Here is a 19,982-nt window from a genome sequence, read left to right as displayed (position 1 = left end):
GCATGCCTATCTTGGTGGCCGACAGTAAGTTTCAGGGAGCCCAAGATGTTCTTCCAGCGCAAAAAGACCGTCCTGCCCCAGGCCGATGAGGCCCTGCCCGGCCGGCCGCAGGCGATCGCGACGGCCGAGCGGCATTTTCTCAGCAAACGCCCGCTGCAGGGTCCCTATCCCGAGGGGCTCGAGACGGCCGTTTTCGGCATCGGCTGCTTCTGGGGAGCGGAGCGCAAGTTCTGGCAGATCGAGGACGGCATCTGGGTCACCGCGGTCGGCTATACCGGCGGCCTGACCCAGAACCCGAGCTATGAGGAGGTCTGCTCGGGCATGACCGGGCATAACGAGGTCGTGCGCGTGGTCTATGATCCCGCCAGGCTGCCCTATGAGATGCTGCTCAAGACCTTCTGGGAGAATCACGACCCGACCCAGGGCATGCGCCAGGGCAATGACATCGGCACGCAATATCGCTCCGGCATCTATGTCACCACGGCCGCGCAGCGCGAAGCCGCCGAACGCTCGAAGGCCGAATACCAGCAGGCGCTGAGCCCGCGCGGCTATGGCCCGATCACCACCGAGATCCTCGACGCGCCGGAATTCTACTTCGCCGAGGACTATCACCAGCAATATCTCGCCAAGAACCCGGCCGGCTATTGCGGATTGGGCGGCACCGGCGTCGCCTGCCAGATCGGCGTCGGAGTCGAAGCCTGACGAAAACGCCGTTCCGGCAGCCGACTGACGCGTAGCGCTTTGATCTTGCATCGGCTTGTCCCGAAAACCGGTTCCCACTTTTCGGGCCGATGCTCTGGAGCGAGGCCCCGCAGGCTTGCCTGCGGGGCCTCTTCACGTCATGGCAGGCGGAGAGAGGACATCAGGGGGCACAGGATGGCACAGCATCAGACCGAAGCGGAGACCGCAGCCGATTTCACGCCATCAGGTCCTGAGCGCGCCCTCGAGACCTTCCTCTCGGCCAGTCGCTGGCTGCTGGCGCCGTTTTATGTGCTGCTCGTCGTTGCGCTTGGCGGCCTGCTGGTGAAGGCGCTGCAGGAGGCCTGGCACTTCATCAGCCATGTCTTCTCCGCCACCGAATCCGACGTGATCCTCGGCGTGCTCTCGCTGGTCGACCTGACCTTCACGGGCTCGCTGATCGTCATCGTGATCTTCTCCGGCTATGAGAACTTCGTCTCGAAGATCGATCCGAAGGCGCATCGCGACTGGCCGGAATGGATGTCGCAGATCGACTTCTCCGGCCTCAAGCTGAAGCTGATCTCCTCGATCGTCGCGATCTCGGCGATCCAGGTGCTGAAGGCCTTCATGAATGTGAAGGCTTCCTCCGACCGCGACCTGATGTGGCTCGTCGCGATCCATGTCGTCTTCGTGGTCTCGGGGCTGGTCATGGCCTGGACCGACAAGATCTCCGGCGAGGGACATGGCGGCTCGGGCGGGCATTAAAGCCGGATCAATCCGAAAAACCGGCCCCCACTTTTTCGCATCCGGCTCCGACGCGACAGGCAAACCCCCGTCGCCTGTACGCTCAGGGCCGGATGCGCTCGAACATGGTGACATCAGCGCTTTTGTAGGACGCCTGCCCGAACGGCACGTAGCCCAGCTTTCCGGCCAGCCGGACCGAGGCCGTATTGTCGGGATTGATGATGCAGACGGTGCGGGTCTGCGGCCGATTGGCGTCGAACCAGGCATGGGCCGCGCCCACGGCCTCCGCCGCGATGCCACGGCCATGCGCGACTGTCGCCGTGATCCAGGCGGCTTCCGGATAGGGATCGAACGTCTCGCCGAGGCCGCGATGAAAATCGGCGAGCCCGGTCTGGCCGAGGAGGCGGCCGCTCTCCTTCTCGATGATGACGAAAAGCCCGTATCCAAGGAGCGACCAGTGCCCGGCATAGCGCAGCAGACGGTGCCAACTCTCCTCCCGCGACATCGGCCCGCCGATGAAGCTCATGACCGCAGGGTCGGAGAGCAGCGCGTAGCTCGCCTCGAAATCATCCAGGACAGGCGGGCGGAGCAGCAGGCGTTCGGTCTCGATCATGATGCTCTTGAACCATTTTCAGCGGGTGTCGCCTATGGCGGCGATGCGCGCTCCCGGTTGCGCGCCGGGCACATCGCCAGCGAAGATCCCGCGCCGCATAAGTGTGAAGCAGCCGCCATAAGTTCCCGATATGTTCTTGCGTGCAACCTGAAGCTCGATTAGCCTCACGCAAGGGCAGGATGCAAAAAGGTGGGAACCGGTTTTTCGCATCGATCCTGCCTAACTCTCAGTTGAGAGCCGGATGATGTCAGATGGGATCACTGTGTGAGCCCATCTGACATCATCCGGTTCTCGGGCAAGAGGTGGCGCTGATGGTGACGCGGGTCGCGACGGTGGCGTTCGAAGGAATCGAGGCGCGCGCCGTCGATGTGCAGGTGCAGGTGACGCCGGGCGGCGTCGCCTTCATCCTGGTCGGCCTGCCCGACAAGGCCGTGGCCGAAAGCCGCGAGCGGGTGCGCGCCGCGCTGATCGCCTCGGGACTGGCGCTGCCGGCCAAGCGCATCACCGTCAATCTCGCGCCGGCCGACCTTCCCAAGGAGGGCAGCCATTACGACCTGCCGATCGCGCTCGGCGTGATGGCGGCGATCGGGGCGATCCCGGCGGATGCACTGGCGGGCTACACGGTCCTGGGCGAGCTCGCGCTCGACGGCTCGATCACGGCGGTGGCCGGCGTGCTGCCGGCCGCGATCGCCGCCTATGGCCGAGGCCAGGGACTGATCTGCCCGGCGGCGTCCGGCCCCGAAGCGGCCTGGGCCGCCGCCGATATCGACATCCTCAGCCCGCGCTCGCTGATCCAGCTCGCCAATCATTTCAAGGGCACGCAGGTGATGGCACGGCCGGAGCCCGCCGTGGCCCGGCAATCGGGCGCGCTGCCCGACCTCGCCGACATCAAGGGCCAGGAGAGCGCCAAGCGCGTCCTCGAAATCGCTGCGGCCGGCGGCCATAACCTCCTGATGAACGGACCGCCCGGCGCCGGCAAATCGATGCTGGCGAGCCGGCTGCCCTCGATCCTGCCGCCGCTGAACCCGCGCGAATTGCTGGAGGTCTCGATGGTGCTCTCGGTCGCAGGCCATCTCGCCGACGGCGCCCTGACCGACCGGCGGCCTTTCCGCGCGCCGCATCACTCGGCCTCGATGGCAGCCCTCGTCGGCGGCGGCTTGCAGGCCAAGCCCGGCGAGGTCTCGCTCGCCCATCACGGCGTGCTCTTCCTCGACGAGTTGCCGGAGTTCCAGGCGCAGGCGCTCGACGCATTGCGCCAGCCGATGGAGACCGGCGACGTGCTGATCTCGCGGGCCAATCACCGCGCCGTCTACCCGGCCCGCTTCCAGCTCGTCGCGGCGATGAATCCATGCCGCTGCGGCAAGGCGACGGAGCCGGGCTTCGCCTGCCGCCGCCAGCAGAACGAGCGCTGCATGGCGCAGTATCAGAGCCGCATCTCGGGGCCGATGCTCGACCGCATCGACATCACCATCGACGTGCCGGCGGTCACCGCGTCCGACCTGATCCTGCCCAGCCCGAGCGAGGGCTCGGCCGAGGTCGCCGCCCGCGTCGCCGCGGCAAGGCGGCTCCAGACGGCACGGTTCGAAGCGCTCGGTCTCGGCGGCATCTCGACCAACGCTGCCTGCCCGGCGACGGTGCTGGACGAGATCGCGCGACCCGACAATGCCGGCATCAAGCTGCTCAAGGATGCCGCCGACGCGATGCGCCTGACGGCGCGGGCCTATCACCGTGTCCTGAAGGTGGCCCGGACGCTGGCCGATCTCGACGGCGAGCCAAAGGTCGGGCGCATCCATCTGGCCGAGGCCCTGTCCTATCGCTCGCGCATCGACCAGGTCGCGCAGGCGGCGTGAGGCTTTGTCTTCCAGAAAGCCTTGGCCTCCTCGAAAACCTTGGCCTTCCACGGACAGCGCCCAGTTGCGAGGCTGCGGGTTGTGCGGTCACCGGCACGCCCGCAAGGTTAACGCTTCATGCCGTTCGATCGCTAAACTTCGACGGTCCAACCAACTCTTTCTCAACAGGGCGATGATAAGCAGGGGACATGGCTTTCCCTTCGTCATCGCTGGCATTCTGGATTGCGGTCGCAACGGCGATCCTTGCAATCCTGTTCGCACTCAAGCTGGCGCGGCAGCGCGACCGCATCGTGCGCCAGGCCACCGAACTCGCCCATGACATCGAGACGCTGAACGACCGGCTCTGGGCGCTGGCCGACAGCGAAGAGCGCTATCGCAGCCTGATCGAGGCGCAGGGCGACCTGATCGTACGCCGCGACGGCGAGCGAATCGTCTACGCCAATGCCGGTTACGCCTCCCTGCTCGGCTTGAGCGAGGCCGAGGTCATCGGCAGCCAGGCGCAACCGAGGCGCATCGCCTGCCGGCCGGCGCTCGCGCTGGGCGACGGCGCCCGCGTCTTCGACGAAAGCCTGGCGACGCCCGAGGGCGACCGCTGGATCTCCTGGGTCGAGACCGTCGTGCCGGTCGCGCTCGGCAAGACCGTGCTGCAGCGCGTCGGCCGCGACATCACCGCCCGCATCGCCGGCGAGCAGGAACTGGTCGAGGCCCGCGCCCGGGCCGAGAGCGCCAGCGAGGCGAAATCACGCTTCCTTGCCACGGTCAGCCACGAATTCCGCACGCCGCTCAACGGCATCCTCGGCATGGCCGATCTGCTCGGCGACACGCGCCTCGACCCGGAGCAGACCACCTATGTCGGCGCGCTGCGGACCTCGGGCGAGGCACTGCTCTCGCTCGTCGACGACATCCTCGATGTCGCCAAGGTCGAGGCCGGCAAGCTCGAACTGTCAGTGGCGCCCTTCGATCTCGGCCCGCTGGTCGAGACCGTCGGCGAATTGATGGCGCCGCGCGCCCAGGCGAAAGGCCTGGACATCGCGACCTATCTCGCCCCCGATCTGCCCAGCCGCCTGGTCGGCGACCGCGATCGGCTGCGCCAGATCCTGCTCAACCTCGTCGGCAACGCCATCAAGTTCACCGAGCGCGGCGGCGTCGGCATCCGCCTCGTTCGCGCCGGGGAGATGATCGAGATCACCGTCTCCGACACCGGACCGGGTATCCCGGAAGACCGGCTGCAGGCGATTTTCGACGAGTTCGAGCAGGCCGACAACACCGCCACGCGCAGCCATGAAGGCACAGGCCTCGGCCTTGCTATCGTGCGTCGTCTGGTCGCTTTGATGGGCGGCGAGGTCGGCGTCGAGAGCCGGCCCGGCGAAGGCGCGCTCTTCCGCGTCCGCCTGCCGCTCGCGGCGGCCGAGGCCGGCACCATCCTGACCCCGCCGGACTGGCACGGGCGGCGCGTGCTGGTCGTCTCTGCCGCCCCCTTCGCCGGGCGCTTCCTGGCGGACACGATCGCGACCACGGGCGCTACGGCCATGCTGGCAACCGGATCCGACGGAGCGCTCGCCCTGCTGCGGCAGGATGCGGCCCCCGACGCCATCCTGATCGACCAGTCGATCGGCCCGGACGCGGCGCGCGCACTGGCGGAAGCGGCGCGCGAGGCCGGGCCGGGCGAACGGTTGATCATGCTCTCCCCGACCGAGCGCCGGCAATTCGGCGTGCCGCGCGAGCAGGGCTTCACCGGTTTCCTGGTGAAGCCGGTGCGGGCGCGCTCGCTCTATGAGCGCCTCTCGCCGCAGCCGGACCCCGCCCTGCTCCTGCCCGATTCGCGTCAGGACGCGCCCGCTCCCACACTCCCCGTCGCGCCACGGCTCACCGTGCTCGTCGCCGAGGACAACGAGATCAATGCCTTGCTGGCGACACGGACGCTGGAGCGGCTCGGCTGCGCCGCGATCTGGGCCCGCAACGGGCGCGAGGCCATCAGCCATATCGCGGCCAGCCTGAAGGGCGAGGCGGCGGCGCTTGACCTTGTCCTGTTGGATATCCGCATGCCGGAGCTCGACGGGCTTTCGGCCGCGCGCATCATCCGCACCCTGGAGGGCGAGGCGGAGACCGGCGCAAAGCTGCCGCTGATCGCCGTCTCCGCCAACGTCTCCGCCGCAGATCGCAGCGCCGCGCGGGCCGCCGGCATGGATGATTGCCTGGCTAAGCCTCTCGACCGCGCCGCGCTGAAACGCTGGCTCGACCATGTCCAAGGCCGCCTGATGTTGACTTTGAGCGCTTGAGACGACGTCATAGCGCTGACGCAGTTCTGTCGCGATCCTGTTAAATCGCCAGCGCTAGCGTTCCCATCGCCAGCATCGGCGGCGCAGGGGGCAAGACGAGCCATGGCATTTGAGGTCTTTCGCGGCCACGATCAGCCGGCAAATCAATTACCGGCCGGACATCCGTTCCTGGCGCGGCTGCGCAAGCTCAGCGGCCGCCCGGGCGAGTTCGACCCCCTTTCAGGCACGCTCGGCCGTTCCGGCTCGCTCGAGGTCAGGCTGGCGCGGGGCCCGCGCGAGATCTGGCGGGCACAACGGCTGCGCTACCGCGTCTTCTATCAGGAAATGTCGGCCAAGCCCGATGTCGTGTCACGGATGTTCCGCCGCGACGCCGACCGCTTCGATGGGGCTTGCGATCATCTCCTGGTCATCGACCATGCCGCGCGCGGGCGCTTCGGCGGCATCAGGCCCAAGGTCGTCGGCACCTATCGCCTGATGCGGCAAGGCACGGCGACGCGCTTCGGCGGCTTCTACACGCAAGGGGAGTTCGACCTGCAGCCGCTGCTCGCGCGCCACCCATCCGCGCGCTTCCTCGAGCTCGGCCGCTCCTGCGTGCTCAAGCCCTACCGCACCAAGAAGACGGTCGAACTGCTCTGGCACGGCATCTGGGCCTATGTCCGCCACCATCGGATCGATGCGATGTTCGGCTGCGCCAGCTTCGACAGCACCGATCCCGAGGCATTGGCGCTGCCGCTGAGCTTCCTGCACCACCATGCCCGCTCCGAAGGCGAATGGGGCGCCGCTGCCCGGTCCGACCGCAGCGTGGCGATGGACCGACTGCCAGCGGAGATGCTCGACGCCAAGCAGGCGCTGAAACAGATGCCGCCATTGATCAAGGCCTATCTTCGGCTGGGCGCCCGTTTCGGCACGGGCGCGGTGGTCGACCGGCAATTCGGCACCACCGACGTGCTGGTGATCCTGCCCGTGGCCGCGATCGACCGGCGCTATCTCGATTATTACGGTGACGAGGGCCAGCGCTACGCGGCGTGAGGGCCTTCTGGATCGCGCACGAAGCGCTGCCCCGTTTGGGGGCGAGCCATCCCCCGGCATGACGGCGAAGGTATTCAGGCCTATTCCCCGGCCTCCGCCAGCGCCCGCAGGGCCTCGCGATAGGTGGGATAGCGGAGCGCGTAACCGAGTTCCCGCTTCATCAGCGCGTTCGAGACGCGCTTGTTCTCGCCATAGAAACTCGCCGCCATCGGCGTCAGCTGCGCCGGATCGAACGGGATCTCGGGCGGCGGCTCGATGCCGATCAGCCCGGCGGCGAAGCTCACCACATCCTGCGGCGGGGCGGGCTCGTCATCGGTAACGTTGTAGACGGCCCCGTTGCGCGGCTTTTCGAGCGAGGCCAGCAGCACGCCGGCGATATCCTGCGCATGGATGCGGTTGAAGACCTGGCCTGGCTTGACCAGGCGCCGCGCCGTGCCCGCGCGCAGATTGACGATGCCGTTGCGGCCGGGGCCGTAAATGCCGGCGAGGCGGAAAATCTGCACAGGCTTGCCGGTCTTCTCCCCAAAGGCGAGCCAGGCCTTGTCGATCGCGAGCCGCAACGTCGAGCGCGCATTGGACGGCCAGCATTCGGCCGTCTCGTCGATCCAGGCGCCGTCATGATTGCCGTAGACGCCGATGGTCGAGAGATAGCCGATCCACCGTAGATCGGGCGCCGCCGCAAGCTGACTGGAGAGGCAGGCGAGCGCCGGATCGCCGTCCTCGCCGGGCTGTGCCGAGACCAGCACGGCATCGGCCTCGATGACGGCCTTGGCCAACCGCGACGACACCGCGAAACCGTCGAAGACCAGCGTCGGAATGCCGGCGCGGCTGAGCGCTCCCGCCTTGTCGGCCGAGCGCACCGTGCCGGTGACCTCGAAGCCCTTGGCCAAAGCGGCACGCGCGAAGAAGCCGGCGGTATAGCCGAGGCCGATGATGACGAGCTTCATGCGATGCATTCCGGCTGGGATGGAAGGGCGAGCCATTCCTTGCGGACATCCGCATCGGCTTCGCCGGCGAGGGCATGAGCGGCGAGGTGCCCGGCTCGCTCCGGCGCGAGCCTGATCAGCGCCCAGGCGGCCATGGCACGCACCAAAGGCGACGCATCCACGACCAGGGCCTCGGCGCTGGCGGCGAGCTCGGGCCGGTTGCTGTTGCCGATCGCGATCAGGACGTTGCGGATGAAGCGGTCGCGCCCCGTGCGCTTCACCGGCGTGCCGGCGAAAAGCGTGCGGAAGGCAGCGTCGTCCAGCGCCGCGAGATCGGCCAAGGATGGCGCCTCGAGACTGTCCTTGAGTGCGAGCCGGGTTTCCTGCGCGGCAGCGGCGAATTTGTTCCAGGGGCAGACGGCGAGGCAATCATCGCAGCCGAAGACGCGGTTGCCGATGCCGGGGCGCAGCGCCGCATCGATATGGCCCTGATGCTCGATGGTGAGATAGGCGATGCAGCGGCGCGCATCGAGCTGATAGGGCGCGGGGAAGGCGTCGGTCGGGCAAATGTCGAGGCAGCGCCGGCAGGAACCGCAATGGTCGCTCTCGGGCGCATCCTCCGGCAATTCGGCCGTGGTGTAGATCGCCCCGAGGAAGAGCCAGGAACCGTGCTCGCGCGAGACCAATACGGTGTGCTTGCCCTGCCAGCCGAGGCCGGCGGCCTCGGCGAGCGGCTTTTCCATCACCGGGGCGGTGTCGACGAAGACCTTGACGTCCGCCCCACCCTTCGCAGCGAGCAGCCCGGCGACGCTTTTCAGCTTGCCCTTGATGACGTCGTGATAGTCGCGCCGCCGCGCATAGAGCGAGATCGCGGCCTTGTCGGGTTGACCGAGCATGGCGAGCGGGTCGCTATCGGGCGCGTAGCTCATGCCGAGCATCACGACGCGACGCGCTTGGCTCCAGAGCTTTCGCGGTGCGGCGCGCTCAGTGGCGCGCTCCGCCATCCAGCCCATCTCGCCATGATGGCCGGCCTCGAGCCAGGCCTGGAGGCGTTCGGGGACCTGCGGGATGGCCTCCGTCGAGGCGATGCGGATGACGGCGAAGCCCTCGGCCCGGGCGCGTTCGACGACCGCCCGCTTCAGGCGCTCGCCTTTCAAAAATCCAGGTTGTCGTAATGCGCGCTCGGAGCCATGCCCGGAATCCGGTCGGCCAGCAGCGGCCGGAAGCTCGGGCGGGACTTGATCCTCGCATACCATGCGCGCGCGGCCTCATCCTCTTCCCAGGGCACGTCGCCGAGATAGTCGACGCAGGAGAGATGCGCCGCCGCGGCGAGATCGGCATAGCTCAGTTCGGCCCCGGCAAGCCAGTTCCGCTTGGCGGTGAGCCAGGCGATGTAGCGCAGATGATAGCGCACATTGGCGCGCGCCGCGCGGATCGCGCTCATCTCTGGCGGCCCGCCGCCCTCGTCGCGGCTCATGAAGCGCTTCATCACCTTTTCCAGCACGAGCGGAGCGGTGATTTCGGCATCGAACTTCAGATTGAACCAGTCGAGCAGCCGGCGCACCTCGACACGCTCGCCCGGCCCTTCCGGCAGGAGGCGGCGTTCGGCGAGCGCCAGGCCACGCGTCTCGTCCAGATATTCGGCAATAACGCCGGCGCCGGGAACGGCAAGCCCGTTCTCCTCGCGGAAGACCGGCGTGGTGCCGGCGGTGTTCAGTTCAAGGAATTCACGCCGCCGCTCCCAGACGCGCTCCTCGACCAGGTCGGCCTCCATGCCGAACTCGCCGAGAACCAGCCGGATGAAGCGCGAATGCGGACATAGCGGATAATGAAAAAGGGTCGCCATGGCACTCATGAAACAGTGAGATGCGGCCGAAGCAGGGCCAGCGGAAAGGCGGGACGCAGCCATGCGCCAGGCGCTTGCTATAGTCCCAGGCCACGAAGGTCACAACCCGGGGGGTGTGCAGTGCCTCGATTTGCGGCGGTCGCATTGGCGAATTGGTAACCGAATTGCAAAGAGCTTGGCCCATGGAAGGGTGCGGTTTACCAAGCGCCGCGGCGCGCGATTCGCTTCAAAGGACAGCCTCTCATGCAAAACCTGATCGAAGCAGTCGTGCTCGGCATCGTCGAGGGGCTGACCGAGTTCCTGCCGGTCTCGTCGACCGGCCATCTCCTGCTGCTCGGGCATTTCCTCGGCTTCGAATCCAACGGCAAGACCTTCGAGGTGCTGGTCCAGCTCGGCGCGATCCTGGCGATCATGCTGGTCTATTTCCGGCGCCTGCTCGATATCGCGCTGCGCCTGGGCAGCGACCCCGCCGCCCGGCGCTTCGTCATCGGCGTGCTTGTTGCCTTCCTGCCGGCAGCCCTGATCGGCGCGGTGCTGCACGGCTTCATCAAGAGCGTGCTGTTCAACCCGTTCCTGGTCTGCTGCGCGCTCATCGCAGGCGGGCTCGTACTGCTGGTCGTCGACGAGCTCGAACTCGAGGTGAAGCACACCGACGCCACCACCTTCCCCCTGCCGATGTACCTCAAGATCGGCTTCATCCAGTGCCTGGCGATGATCCCCGGCGTCTCGCGCTCGGGCTCGACCATCGTCGGCGCGATGCTGCTGGGCGCCAGCAAGCGCGCGGCGGCCGAGTTCTCCTTTTTCCTCGCCATGCCGACCATGGCGGGCGCCTTCGCCTACGACCTGCTCAAGAGCTACAAGACGCTGACCTTCGACGATTCCCTGCTGATCGTGGTCGGCTTCGTGGCAGCCTTCTTTTCGGCCCTGATCGTGGTGCGCAGCTTCCTCGACTACGTCTCCAGGCGCGGGTTCGCGATCTTCGCCTGGTGGCGGATCATCGTGGGGCTGTTCGGCCTGGCGGGCCTGTGGATCGTCGGCTGATCTCGATCGCTTGCTAGAGCGTTTCCGCGTTTCTTCACGCGAACCGGTGTCCACTACGCTCGAAAACGCGCTAGGAGCGCGGATCGCTTAGCGCCTCCGTGATCATCTGAGCCTGCACAGCCGCCGCGCGCGGCAGCGAACCGGTCTGGCGCTCGATCATGCGGTGGACGACAGGCGGGTTCTCGCCCTTGTGCAAGGCCCGGACGCGATCGCCGATCTCGGCGTCGGCCTGGGTGACGCGCTGGTTCTGGCGGATGTACTCGACCCAGGTCGGGCTGTCGTAGCGCTCGACCCAGAGTTCCGCATTGGTCAAATCGCGCAGCAAAGTCCAGTGGCGCGCGCCGTCGCGGCGGCGAATGCGGCGGCGTTCGGCCATGACGTTGAGGAAGACGACGACGTCCTCCTCGCGGATCAGGTATTCGATCGTGACGATGACCGGCCCGCTGCGCGGCTCGATATCGACTGCGACCTTGGGCTCGCGCCAGCGGCTCAGCGGATCGAGGTTGAGCGCCTCCAGCGGCGGCAGCGCGTAGCGCAGGCCGAGCGCCGCGCCGACCAGGAGGATGACGGCCGCCATCAGCAGCGCCTGCTCGGTGCCGAAATGCAGGACCGCCCGGCCCCAGGCCCAGCTGCCGATCGCCATGCCGCCGAAAGCGCCCATCTGATAGAGTGCCAAGGCGCGGCCAACGACCCAGCGCGGTGCCGAGAGCTGCACCGTGGCGTTGAAGGTCGAGAGCGTCAAAACCCAGCAGGCGCCGCCGATGCAGAGCGCCGGCATGGTCAGCCACAGGCTCGTGCTGACGGCGATCAGCGCAACGGAGACGGCGAAGGCGACGAAAGTCGCCCGCACCAACGCCTCGGTGGTGAGCAACCGGCGCAGCCTTGCGCTCATGAAGGCGCCGCCGACCGCGCCGACCCCGAAGGCTCCAAGCAGCACGCCGAAGATCAGCGGACCGCCCTGGATGAGGTCGCGCGCGATCAGCGGCAGCAAGGCGAGAGTGACGATGCCGCCGAAGCCGAAGGCGAAGGCGCGCAGGATGACGCTGCGGATGTTGGGCGACATCGCGACATAGCGCAGCCCCGCGCCCATTGCGATCCAGAGCGTTTCGCGCGGCAACAGGCGCTCGACCCTGGGCGGCTGCCAGCGCGCCAGCACCGTGATCAGTGCGATATAGCTCAGCGCATTGATGGCGAAGGCGGCGAAGGCTCCGGCCGCCGCGACGATTGCGCCGCCGATCGCTGGCCCGACGCTGCGGGCGATGTTGAAGGCGACGCTGTTCAGCGTCACCGCGGCGGGCACGTCCCGGCGCGGCACCATATCGCCGACGGAAGACTGCCAGGCCGGGTTGTTCAAGGCCGTGCCGCAGCCGATCAGGAAGGTGAAGGTCAGCAGCCACCAGGGCGTGATCAGCCCGGACCAGGAAAACGCCGCGAGCGCGATCGAGACCACGAACATGAAGCCCTGCGCGGTCAACATGATCTTGCGGCGGTCGTAATTGTCCGAGATCGCCCCCGCGGCCAGCGAGAACAGCATGACCGGCAGCGTCGTCGAGGCCTGTACCAGCGCGACCATGTCGGGCGAGGCCGCGATCGAGGTCATCATCCAGGAGGCGCCGACAGCCTGGATCAACCCGCCGAAATTCGAGGCGAGGCTGGCGAACCAGACTTTGCGGAATATCGGCTGCTGCAGCGGCACGAAGGGCGACATACGCTCCGAGGACGGCTCGATGCCCTCCGAGGCAAGATCGGCGGCGGCGACATCTTCGACAGGCTCAGCGTGAGGATCGACAGGCATGCCACAGGGTTAGAGCCTGCGACGCGGGCTGCCAACCATGAAAGATCGGCTCCGCCTTCAAGCGCCCGTCCGTGCCGGAACGCCATCGCTGCGGCGCGCCCGGCGCGGCTTGGCCGCTGGAGCCCGCCAGGCATGAACGGCCGCGACGCCGAGCCCGACCAGCGCCACCCAATGCCCCGGCCGCAGGAAGCCGAGATCCTGATAGACCAGCACATCGGCGTTGGCCTGGAAGACGTCCCAGGCCGAGACACCGCTGGTCAAGGCATACCAGGCCGTTTCGCAGAGCGCCGTGGCGAGCCCGGTCAGAAGCGCCGCTGCAATCAGCACCGGGGTGGTCATCGCGATCTTCCATCGGTTCAGCCCGCGATAGAGCAAGAGCAGCGCGAAGAGCCCGTTCAGCAGCGCCGGCTGGGTGACGTCGATCTTCGACTGCAGGGCGAAATGCAGCAGGCCCAGCCCGGTGATCAGGTAGACGAGATTGTGCAGCCGCTGCCAGCTCTTCGCGCCCATCCGGCGAATCATGCCGTCGGTCGAGGTGACGCCGAGCGCGGTCAGGCCGACGAGCGCGGTGAAGCCGATCGTCAGATAGAAGCGCTTGACGATCTCGGAGATGATCAGGCCCCAGTCGAAGGCGAGGTCGATGCAATAGAGCGTCAGATGCCCCGCTGCATAGGCCAGCACGGAGAGGCCGAGCATCCGGCGGATGCCCAGCAGCTTGCCCCAGTCGAGAATGCGCCGGAGCGGCGAGACCGCGAGCGTGACCAGGAGCAATCGGATCGCCCAGGTGCCGGTGTCATGCACCGCTCGCGTCCAGGGTTTCGAGCCGAGCTGGCCGGCCCAGGCCTCATAGGCCAGGATCAAGGCCGGCACGAGCACCAGCGCGAAAGCAAGCGCACGCAAGGCCGAGAACCGCCCCTGCCGATCCAGCCATGGCAGCCATCCGTCCACGCCATTCTCCCGTTTGCCGTTCACCCCATGGAGATACGCGACAGCTCTTGCCTCTGTCTTGCACGTCTGCACACAAGGGCGTGAGGATGAAACTGGAACGTAACTACAAATCGTAGTAGCACGCCTGAATTCGAATGGGATTCCGAGAAGGACGCTGCCAATGTCGCCAAGCATGGCCTCGCCTTCGAATTCGCGAAACGCATTTTCGAGGGACCGGCGCTGAGCTGGGTCGATGATCGCGTCGATTATGGCGAGGTTCGCGAGATCAGCATCGGCGTCATCGACGGGTTTGTCGTGCTCGTCGTCGTGCATACCGACCGTGATGGTCGCATCTGCATCATCTCGGCCCGACCGGCCTCTCAAAAGGAAAGGCAGCGCTATGAAACCTCCCTATGACAAACCGCTGTCGCCCGAGGCTCTCGCCGCGCTCAAGGACGACGAAATCGATTTCAGCGGCATCCCCGAGCTGGACGAGTCCTTCTGGAAAAACGCGAAGCTGGTCGAGCCCGACCGTACGCAACTGGTGACTCTGCGCGTCAAGAAATCGGTCCTGGAAGCCTATAAAGCCCAGGGCCGCGGCTATCAGACCCGCATGAACGCCGTTCTCGAAACCTATGCCCGTTCCCAACTCAAGCGGACTTCATGATGCCGACCCAAACCTCCCCCACCGTCGTCTTCGATGTCGGCAACGTCCTGCTCCGCTGGGATCCGCGCCTGCTCTATCGCGAATTGATTCCCGATCCCGCGAAGCTCGACTGGTTCATGCAGAATGTCTGCACCGCCGCCTGGAACATCGAGCAGGATCGCGGCCGCTCCTGGGAGGAGGCCGTGGCGCTCCTGGTCGCGTCCCACCCCGAATGGGAACGTGAGATCAAGGCCTTCGACGAACGCTGGCACGAGACGGTGCCCGGCGTGATCGAGGACAATGTCGCGCTGCTCGCCGAACTCAAGGCGAAGGGCGAGAAAGTCTATGCCATCACCAATTTCTCGCGCGAGAAATGGGCGGAATGCCTGATCCGCTTTCCCTTCCTGCAAAGCTTCGACGGCGCGATCGTCTCGGCGCATGAAGGCCTGATCAAGCCGGATATCGAAATCTACCGCACGCTGCTGGAACGCTATGCCCTGAACGCACCTGACTGCATCTTCATCGACGACAGCCGCAAGAATGTCGAAGCGGCGCGTGCGATCGGCATGCAGGCCGTGCACTTCGTCGAGCCGATCGATCTGCGGGCGGAGCTGCGGGGGTTGGGCGCGATGGTCTAAAGGCTCTTTGCTTCAACGCGTCTTCTTTACGCGAACGCGCCCGCTTCGCTCGAAAGCTTCAGCAGCGAAGTCGGTGAAGCCGAACTCGTCGCTTGACCGCGTGCGAGCTGCTCGTGATGGTAGATTTCCGTAACGGAAACGCCGCAGTGAGGCCGTCATGCTGAGAAGCCGACTGTTCTCCGGCAATGCGCGACTGAATGCGTGCTCGACGAGCAACTCAAGCCATGTCACGGCAGGCCAGAAGGGCGAATTCGTCGCCCTGCTCCAATACGCGCTGCTCGTTCTGGAAAACGCAGCGATCGCACAGTCCGAGATCGATGCCGAGACCTACGGCAAGACAACCGCCGCGGCCGTTTTGAACTACAAGACGAAACGGCAGATCATCAATCGCAGCTACCAGACCAAACCCGATGACATCGTCGGGATCATGACCATAACGGTGCTCGACGCCGAGATCTTCGCCTTGGAACGGGCCAATGCCATTGTGCCGTTCAGCCGCGCCAGCGCGGGCCGGCTGAAGCACTGGGCAGTTTGATGGTCTCCTCTCTCGCCACACCCGCTCGGAAGATCCAGCCATGGTTGCCAGCAGTGTCGATCTTTCCTCGCTGAAGCACAGCTTCGTCACTAACCTTGCGAAACCGGCGCTGGACTTCACGCCGAACTTCGCGGTGCTGCATCTCACGCAAGGCTGCAAACGGCCTGAACTCGCCGGGTTGGAGGCCGGGAGGAAAATCGAGGACATCATCACGGGCGCCGCCTGGAGCGGGGCAAGCGGCTTCAAGCTCAAGGCCGGCACCAAGGCCGACGATTTCGAATACGGCTACTCGCAAACCGCGCTCTTCGGGACCTTTTTTGCGACCTATGCCGGTGAGAAGCCGGCGCTGGGTTCGATCAGCGTGGAACTCGGCCTTGACGCCACCACCTTGCCCGACGGCAGCACGACCCATCGCCCCTGGAGCGCGCCCGATGCCTTGGCCCGGGAAAAACGCGCTGCGGACGGCACGATCACCTGCCCGCAGCAGGACCATCCCAACCTCGTCTTCCCATTGACGATGATCAACAAGAACCCCGACTTCAAGGGCAGCAACGCGATCAAGAACCACCTGCACTCGGTTAAATACGTGCTCTCGTTCCACGCGCTGCTTTGCGAGAGGAAGAAGACGGGGCACGACCTCGAACCGATCGCCGGCTTCCGCTGGGCGACGACCTGGAACTTCGAGCTCAAATACCGTCGGGGAAAACCACTGATCGTTCAGAATGCCTCGAGCCTGTCCTTCGATACGATCGTGTCGGGACCAAGCCCCAATGCGGACGAGGTGCTGGCGCTACCGAAGATTTCAGGCCCGCTCTTCAACCCGGAGGTCAATGCCCGCCTCAAACAGGCGTTCCGCGACGACACATCGACGCTCAAGCGTTATGACAGCACTTGGTTCCTCAGCATCCCCAAGGACTTCTTCACCTGAGGGCAGATCGTCCCACATGCCGCACGCGGTTGCCCTGGCGCCTCAGCTGTCCATCTTCAGCGCAGCGATGAAGGCTTCCTGCGGGATTTCGACCTTGCCGAACTGCCGCATCTTCTTCTTGCCTTCCTTCTGCTTCTCCAGAAGCTTGCGCTTGCGGGTGGCGTCGCCGCCATAGCATTTGGCGGTCACGTCCTTGCGCAGCGCCCGGATGGTCTCGCGGGCGATGATCTTGCCGCCGATCGCCGCCTGGACCGGGATCTGGAACATATGCGGCGGGATCAGGTCCTTGAGCTTCTCGCACATGGCGCGGCCGCGTGCGTCGGCGCGCGAGCGGTGCACCAGCATCGAGAGCGCATCGACCGGCTCGGCATTGACCAGGATCGACATGCGCACGAGGTCGCCCTCGCGATAATCGGTGATGGCGTAGTCGAAGGACGCGTAGCCCTTCGAGATCGACTTCAGCCGGTCGTAGAAATCGAACACGACCTCGTTCAGCGGCAGGTCGTAGACGACCTTGGCGCGGGAGCCGACATAGCTGAGATCGGTCTGGACGCCGCGACGGTCCTGGCAGAGCTTCAAGACCGAGCCGAGATATTCGTCCGGCGTGAAGATCGTCGCCTTGATCCAGGGTTCCTCGATCGTCTCGATCTTCATCACATCGGGCATATCGGCCGGATTATGCAGTTCGAGCACCGAGCCATCGCGCAGCTTGAGATGGTAGACCACCGACGGCGCGGTCGAGATCAGGTTGAGGTTGAACTCGCGCTCCAACCGCTCCTGGATGATCTCCAGATGCAGCAGCCCAAGGAAGCCGCAGCGGAAGCCGAAGCCGAGCGCGGCCGAGGTCTCCATCTCATAGGAGAAGCTGGCGTCGTTCAGGCGAAGCCGCGACATCGCGCTGCGAAGCACCTCGAAATCGGCGGCGTCGACCGGGAAGATGCCGCAGAACACCACGGGCTGCACCGGCTTGAAGCCCGGCAGCGCGTTTGCCGTCTGGCGCTTGTCGTCGGTGATGGTATCGCCGACCGCGGTATCCGCGACCTCCTTGATCGAGGCGGTGAAGAAACCGACCTCGCCGGGGCCGAGTTCCTTGACCTCGAGCATCTTGGGCTTGAACACGCCGACGCGGTCGACGCCATAGGCGGCGTTGGCGCGCATCATGCGGATCGTCATGTTCTTCTTCAGCACGCCGTCGATGACGCGCACCAGCACGACGACGCCGAGATAGGCATCATACCAGGAATCGACCAGCAGGCATTTCAGCGGCGCTTCGAGATCGCCCTTGGGCGCCGGCAGCCTGGTGACGATCGCCTCGAGCACGCCCTCGATGTTGATGCCGGTCTTGGCCGAGATCGGCACCGCCTCGGAGGCGTCGAGCCCGATCACGTCCTCGATCTGCTGCTTGATGCGCTCGGGCTCGGCCGCAGGCAGGTCGATCTTGTTCAGGACCGTGACGATCTCATGGCCCGCATCGAGCGCCTGGTAGACATTGGCGAGCGTCTGCGCCTCGACGCCCTGCGAGGCGTCGACGACCAGGAGAGACCCTTCGCAGGCCGCCAGCGAGCGCGAGACCTCATAGGCGAAGTCGACATGGCCGGGCGTGTCCATCAGGTTCAGGATGTAATCCTTGCCATCCTGGGCGCGGTAGTCGAGCCGCACCGTCTGGGCCTTGATGGTGATGCCGCGCTCTTTCTCGATATCCATCGAGTCGAGCATCTGCTCGCTCATGTCACGCGCCGCCACCGTACCGGTGGTCTGAATCAGCCGGTCGGCCAGCGTCGATTTGCCGTGGTCGATATGCGCCACGATCGAGAAATTGCGGATGTTGTCGAAACTGCGAGTGCTCATGGGCGCGGGAATAGCAGCGATGCCGCATTGCGCCAAGGGTTTGCCGCCAAGGGTTTGCGGCGTTTGCGGCTATTCCGCCGCGGCAAGCTACTGCTGGGCCAGACAGGGCTCCGGCGCCCAGGTCAGGGCGCGATAGTCGAAGCCGCTCTCCAGCGTCGGCTTCACGACTGCGAAATAGGGCGAGATGTCGAAATCGCGCGGCATGTAGAGCGAATGGTGCCGGATATGCAGGATCTCCTCGAAATCCTCCTCGTCCATGGCCTGCGCGTATTCGACGGTCGGCAGCACGGGATATCGCGCCGCCTCAAAAGCCTGCGCGATCAGGGTGGAACAGATCGCCCGCGTCGGATCGCCCGAGCCGAGCGCGATCATGCGCCGGCGCCATGATGGCGGAGCCCAGGGGATCGGGATCAGCCAGCGCATCAGATCGAAGATGTTCTTGAGGTCGTACTGGGTGCCGAGCCGCTCCAGCACATAATCGACGACGATGGCGCGGCCCTCGCGGTCTAGCGCCTGGGGACGGCAGATGCGGGTGCCGAAGGCGCCGTATTTCGACAGCGGCGAGAGCACGCAGCCGATATCCATCTCGACCTCGGCCAGCACCAGCGGCTCGCCCTGCTCGCTGAACTGTCCGGTCTCCCCGACGTAAAGCGCCGCATGCGACCAGGTCGATTGCGTCAGATACTTGATCGCGGCCGAGACCTTCATGCTGCCTTCGACCAGCAGGACATCGCCCGGCCGCAACGCCGATTGCAACCGGGCCAGCGCCTTGGCGTCGACCCGGCGGGCTTCCGGCTTGCCGCGGGTGATGAACCCGACGACGGAACGCCCGAGAAGTTCAAGACCGCGATTCATGGCCGCTTCCCCCGTGTCGCTTCTTTCGCGACCCGCGCCCTTCAAGAGCGTCGTTTGAGGCTCATCAAAGCGCCGATTCCTGAATCTTTCCGGAAACGCGACCTGCCGCGGCGCCCAGACTTGGAAATGTGGTGAAAGCCGAGTTCACGCTGCGTCAGAAGCAGACGAGGACGAAGGCCCGTGTTTGGGCTTGACGTTCTCATATAGTAGAATAATTCTCCGTATGATGGAAATGATGGATGACCTCGAACTCGATCAGCGGCTCGGCGCGCGCATCAAGGCGCTGCGCCAGAGCCGCAGCCTGACGCTCGACATGCTGGCCGAACGCTCGGGCGTCAGCCGCGCGATGATCTCGCGGGTGGAGCGGGGCGAATCGAGTCCGACGGCGGCGCTGCTGGACCGGGTCTGCGCCGGCCTCGGAATTGTTCTCTCGGTCCTGTTTCGCGACGAAGGCCATGCCGGCCCGCTCGCGCGGCGCGCCGATCAGTCGGTCTGGACCGATCCGGCCAGCGGCTATGTCCGGCGCAACGTCTCTCCCGCAGGAACCGGCTCGGGGATCGAGATCGTCGATGTCGAGATGCCGGCGGGCGGGCGCGTCCTGCTCGACGCACCGCGCAGCGCCCATCGGCTCGACCAGCAGGTCTGGGTTCTGGCCGGCGAGATGGTGGTCACGCTTGCTGGCATCGAGCACCGGCTGGCGGCAGGAGATTGCCTGCAGATGCTGCTCGACGGGCCGATCGCCTACCACAACCCCGGCAGCGTGCCCGCCCGCTATGCCGTCGTGCTGACCACCTCCGGCTGAAC

Annotated in this window: 19 protein-coding genes and 1 pseudogene; 12 read left to right on the top strand and 8 right to left on the bottom strand. The window is 65.9% G+C overall.

The window, feature by feature from the left end; translation table 11 throughout:
• The first annotated feature begins 45 nt into the window (after positions 1-45).
• A complete protein-coding gene (gene msrA, locus CYD53_RS08335; RefSeq protein ID WP_103717620.1) occupies positions 46-702 on the top strand; it encodes a peptide-methionine (S)-S-oxide reductase MsrA in 657 nt (218 codons plus the stop codon).
• Between the two features lie 174 nt (positions 703-876).
• Entirely contained in the window at positions 877-1,443 is a 567-nt protein-coding gene (locus CYD53_RS08330; protein WP_103717619.1) for a TIGR00645 family protein, read from the top strand.
• 82 nt (positions 1,444-1,525) lie between these two features.
• On the opposite strand, the gene CYD53_RS08325 is transcribed toward CYD53_RS08330, so the two are convergent.
• Positions 1,526-2,035 (bottom strand): GNAT family N-acetyltransferase, encoded by a 510-nt coding sequence (locus CYD53_RS08325; RefSeq protein ID WP_103717618.1) that lies wholly within the window; start codon positions 2,033-2,035, stop codon positions 1,526-1,528.
• A 311-nt stretch (positions 2,036-2,346) separates the two neighbouring features.
• Between CYD53_RS08325 and CYD53_RS08320 the strand changes: the two genes are divergently transcribed.
• The 3 genes from CYD53_RS08320 to olsB all read left to right on the top strand — a co-directional run bounded on the left by CYD53_RS08320 (position 2,347) and on the right by olsB (position 7,193).
• Entirely contained in the window at positions 2,347-3,885 is a 1,539-nt protein-coding gene (locus tag CYD53_RS08320) for a YifB family Mg chelatase-like AAA ATPase (protein ID WP_103717617.1), read from the top strand.
• A gap of 188 nt (positions 3,886-4,073) precedes the next feature.
• Entirely contained in the window at positions 4,074-6,164 is a 2,091-nt protein-coding gene (locus CYD53_RS08315) for an ATP-binding protein (RefSeq protein WP_103717616.1), read from the top strand.
• Between the two features lie 102 nt (positions 6,165-6,266).
• Positions 6,267-7,193, top strand: coding sequence for a l-ornithine N(alpha)-acyltransferase (gene olsB, locus CYD53_RS08310; protein ID WP_103717615.1), 927 nt, complete (start codon positions 6,267-6,269; stop codon positions 7,191-7,193).
• Positions 7,194-7,273: 80 nt separating this feature from the next.
• Here olsB and CYD53_RS08305 read toward each other — a convergent pair whose 3' ends face one another.
• From CYD53_RS08305 to CYD53_RS08295, 3 genes are read right to left on the bottom strand one after another with little or no spacing between them, the layout of a single operon-like run.
• Complete coding sequence (locus tag CYD53_RS08305; protein WP_103717930.1) at positions 7,274-8,140, bottom strand: SDR family oxidoreductase; 867 nt, start codon at positions 8,138-8,140, stop codon at positions 7,274-7,276.
• Positions 8,137-9,375 (bottom strand): tRNA epoxyqueuosine(34) reductase QueG, encoded by a 1,239-nt coding sequence (gene queG, locus CYD53_RS08300; protein ID WP_103717614.1) that lies wholly within the window; start codon positions 9,373-9,375, stop codon positions 8,137-8,139. Before queG ends, CYD53_RS08305 begins: the two co-directional genes overlap by 4 nt.
• A complete protein-coding gene (locus tag CYD53_RS08295; protein ID WP_103717613.1) occupies positions 9,273-9,965 on the bottom strand; it encodes a glutathione S-transferase family protein in 693 nt (230 codons plus the stop codon). Before CYD53_RS08295 ends, queG begins: the two co-directional genes overlap by 103 nt.
• Before the next feature lie 243 nt (positions 9,966-10,208).
• Here CYD53_RS08295 and CYD53_RS08290 point away from each other — a divergent pair, with 243 nt between their 5' ends.
• Entirely contained in the window at positions 10,209-11,006 is a 798-nt protein-coding gene (locus tag CYD53_RS08290) for an undecaprenyl-diphosphate phosphatase (protein WP_103717612.1), read from the top strand.
• A gap of 70 nt (positions 11,007-11,076) precedes the next feature.
• Here the strand turns inward: CYD53_RS08290 and CYD53_RS08285 are convergent, their stop codons facing one another.
• Entirely contained in the window at positions 11,077-12,714 is a 1,638-nt protein-coding gene (locus CYD53_RS08285; protein ID WP_103717929.1) for an MFS transporter, read from the bottom strand.
• A 144-nt stretch (positions 12,715-12,858) separates the two neighbouring features.
• Positions 12,859-13,749 (bottom strand): protein-methionine-sulfoxide reductase heme-binding subunit MsrQ, encoded by an 891-nt coding sequence (locus CYD53_RS08280; RefSeq protein ID WP_245928144.1) that lies wholly within the window; start codon positions 13,747-13,749, stop codon positions 12,859-12,861.
• A 147-nt stretch (positions 13,750-13,896) separates the two neighbouring features.
• Between CYD53_RS08280 and CYD53_RS08275 the strand changes: the two are divergent.
• From CYD53_RS08275 to CYD53_RS08255, 5 genes and pseudogenes are all read left to right on the top strand, one after another.
• A pseudogene (locus CYD53_RS08275) lies at positions 13,897-14,145 on the top strand (BrnT family toxin); the annotation flags it as partial.
• Complete coding sequence (locus CYD53_RS08270) at positions 14,129-14,395, top strand: BrnA antitoxin family protein (protein WP_103717610.1); 267 nt, start codon at positions 14,129-14,131, stop codon at positions 14,393-14,395. The pseudogene CYD53_RS08275 and the gene CYD53_RS08270, both read left to right, overlap by 17 nt.
• A complete protein-coding gene (locus CYD53_RS08265; RefSeq protein WP_103717928.1) occupies positions 14,395-15,012 on the top strand; it encodes an HAD family hydrolase in 618 nt (205 codons plus the stop codon). The genes CYD53_RS08270 and CYD53_RS08265 overlap by 1 nt, the downstream gene beginning before the upstream one ends.
• Positions 15,013-15,169: 157 nt before the next feature.
• Complete coding sequence (locus tag CYD53_RS08260) at positions 15,170-15,547, top strand: hypothetical protein (protein WP_103717609.1); 378 nt, start codon at positions 15,170-15,172, stop codon at positions 15,545-15,547.
• A 40-nt stretch (positions 15,548-15,587) separates the two neighbouring features.
• Positions 15,588-16,475 carry a hypothetical protein gene (locus CYD53_RS08255; RefSeq protein WP_103717608.1) on the top strand — a complete coding sequence of 296 codons (888 nt, stop codon included), beginning with the start codon at positions 15,588-15,590 and terminating at the stop codon, positions 16,473-16,475.
• A gap of 42 nt (positions 16,476-16,517) precedes the next feature.
• Here the strand turns inward: CYD53_RS08255 and lepA are convergent, their stop codons facing one another.
• Both lepA and CYD53_RS08245 read right to left on the bottom strand, forming a co-directional pair.
• Positions 16,518-18,323, bottom strand: a complete 1,806-nt coding sequence (gene lepA, locus CYD53_RS08250) for a translation elongation factor 4 (protein WP_092170789.1) — start codon at positions 18,321-18,323, stop codon at positions 16,518-16,520.
• An 87-nt stretch (positions 18,324-18,410) separates the two neighbouring features.
• On the bottom strand, positions 18,411-19,178 hold the full coding sequence (locus CYD53_RS08245) for a YiiX/YebB-like N1pC/P60 family cysteine hydrolase (protein ID WP_103717607.1): 768 nt from the start codon (positions 19,176-19,178) through the stop codon (positions 18,411-18,413).
• A gap of 235 nt (positions 19,179-19,413) precedes the next feature.
• Here CYD53_RS08245 and CYD53_RS08240 point away from each other — a divergent pair, with 235 nt between their 5' ends.
• Complete coding sequence (locus CYD53_RS08240; RefSeq protein WP_181011764.1) at positions 19,414-19,980, top strand: helix-turn-helix domain-containing protein; 567 nt, start codon at positions 19,414-19,416, stop codon at positions 19,978-19,980.
• Positions 19,981-19,982: the final 2 nt, after the last annotated feature.

The sequence above is a fragment of the Allobosea psychrotolerans genome (assembly GCF_002917105.1).
Lineage (GTDB): Bacteria > Pseudomonadota > Alphaproteobacteria > Rhizobiales > Beijerinckiaceae > Allobosea > Allobosea psychrotolerans.
The sequence above is the reverse complement of the archived record's forward strand: the minus strand, read 5'-3'. Positions and strand labels throughout refer to the sequence as shown.

Coding starts and splice junctions, on each gene's coding strand:
- msrA (WP_103717620.1), top strand. CDS start 46: ATGTTCTTCCAGCGCAAAAAGACCGTCCTGCCCCAGGCCGATGAGGCC.
- CYD53_RS08330 (WP_103717619.1), top strand. CDS start 877: ATGGCACAGCATCAGACCGAAGCGGAGACCGCAGCCGATTTCACGCCA.
- CYD53_RS08325 (WP_103717618.1), bottom strand. CDS start 2,035: ATGATCGAGACCGAACGCCTGCTGCTCCGCCCGCCTGTCCTGGATGAT.
- CYD53_RS08320 (WP_103717617.1), top strand. CDS start 2,347: ATGGTGACGCGGGTCGCGACGGTGGCGTTCGAAGGAATCGAGGCGCGC.
- CYD53_RS08315 (WP_103717616.1), top strand. CDS start 4,074: ATGGCTTTCCCTTCGTCATCGCTGGCATTCTGGATTGCGGTCGCAACG.
- olsB (WP_103717615.1), top strand. CDS start 6,267: ATGGCATTTGAGGTCTTTCGCGGCCACGATCAGCCGGCAAATCAATTA.
- CYD53_RS08305 (WP_103717930.1), bottom strand. CDS start 8,140: ATGAAGCTCGTCATCATCGGCCTCGGCTATACCGCCGGCTTCTTCGCG.
- queG (WP_103717614.1), bottom strand. CDS start 9,375: ATGGTATGCGAGGATCAAGTCCCGCCCGAGCTTCCGGCCGCTGCTGGC.
- CYD53_RS08295 (WP_103717613.1), bottom strand. CDS start 9,965: ATGGCGACCCTTTTTCATTATCCGCTATGTCCGCATTCGCGCTTCATC.
- CYD53_RS08290 (WP_103717612.1), top strand. CDS start 10,209: ATGCAAAACCTGATCGAAGCAGTCGTGCTCGGCATCGTCGAGGGGCTG.
- CYD53_RS08285 (WP_103717929.1), bottom strand. CDS start 12,714: ATGTCGCCCTTCGTGCCGCTGCAGCAGCCGATATTCCGCAAAGTCTGG.
- CYD53_RS08270 (WP_103717610.1), top strand. CDS start 14,129: ATGAAACCTCCCTATGACAAACCGCTGTCGCCCGAGGCTCTCGCCGCG.
- CYD53_RS08265 (WP_103717928.1), top strand. CDS start 14,395: ATGCCGACCCAAACCTCCCCCACCGTCGTCTTCGATGTCGGCAACGTC.
- CYD53_RS08260 (WP_103717609.1), top strand. CDS start 15,170: ATGCTGAGAAGCCGACTGTTCTCCGGCAATGCGCGACTGAATGCGTGC.
- CYD53_RS08255 (WP_103717608.1), top strand. CDS start 15,588: ATGGTTGCCAGCAGTGTCGATCTTTCCTCGCTGAAGCACAGCTTCGTC.
- lepA (WP_092170789.1), bottom strand. CDS start 18,323: ATGAGCACTCGCAGTTTCGACAACATCCGCAATTTCTCGATCGTGGCG.
- CYD53_RS08245 (WP_103717607.1), bottom strand. CDS start 19,178: ATGAATCGCGGTCTTGAACTTCTCGGGCGTTCCGTCGTCGGGTTCATC.
- CYD53_RS08240 (WP_181011764.1), top strand. CDS start 19,414: ATGGATGACCTCGAACTCGATCAGCGGCTCGGCGCGCGCATCAAGGCG.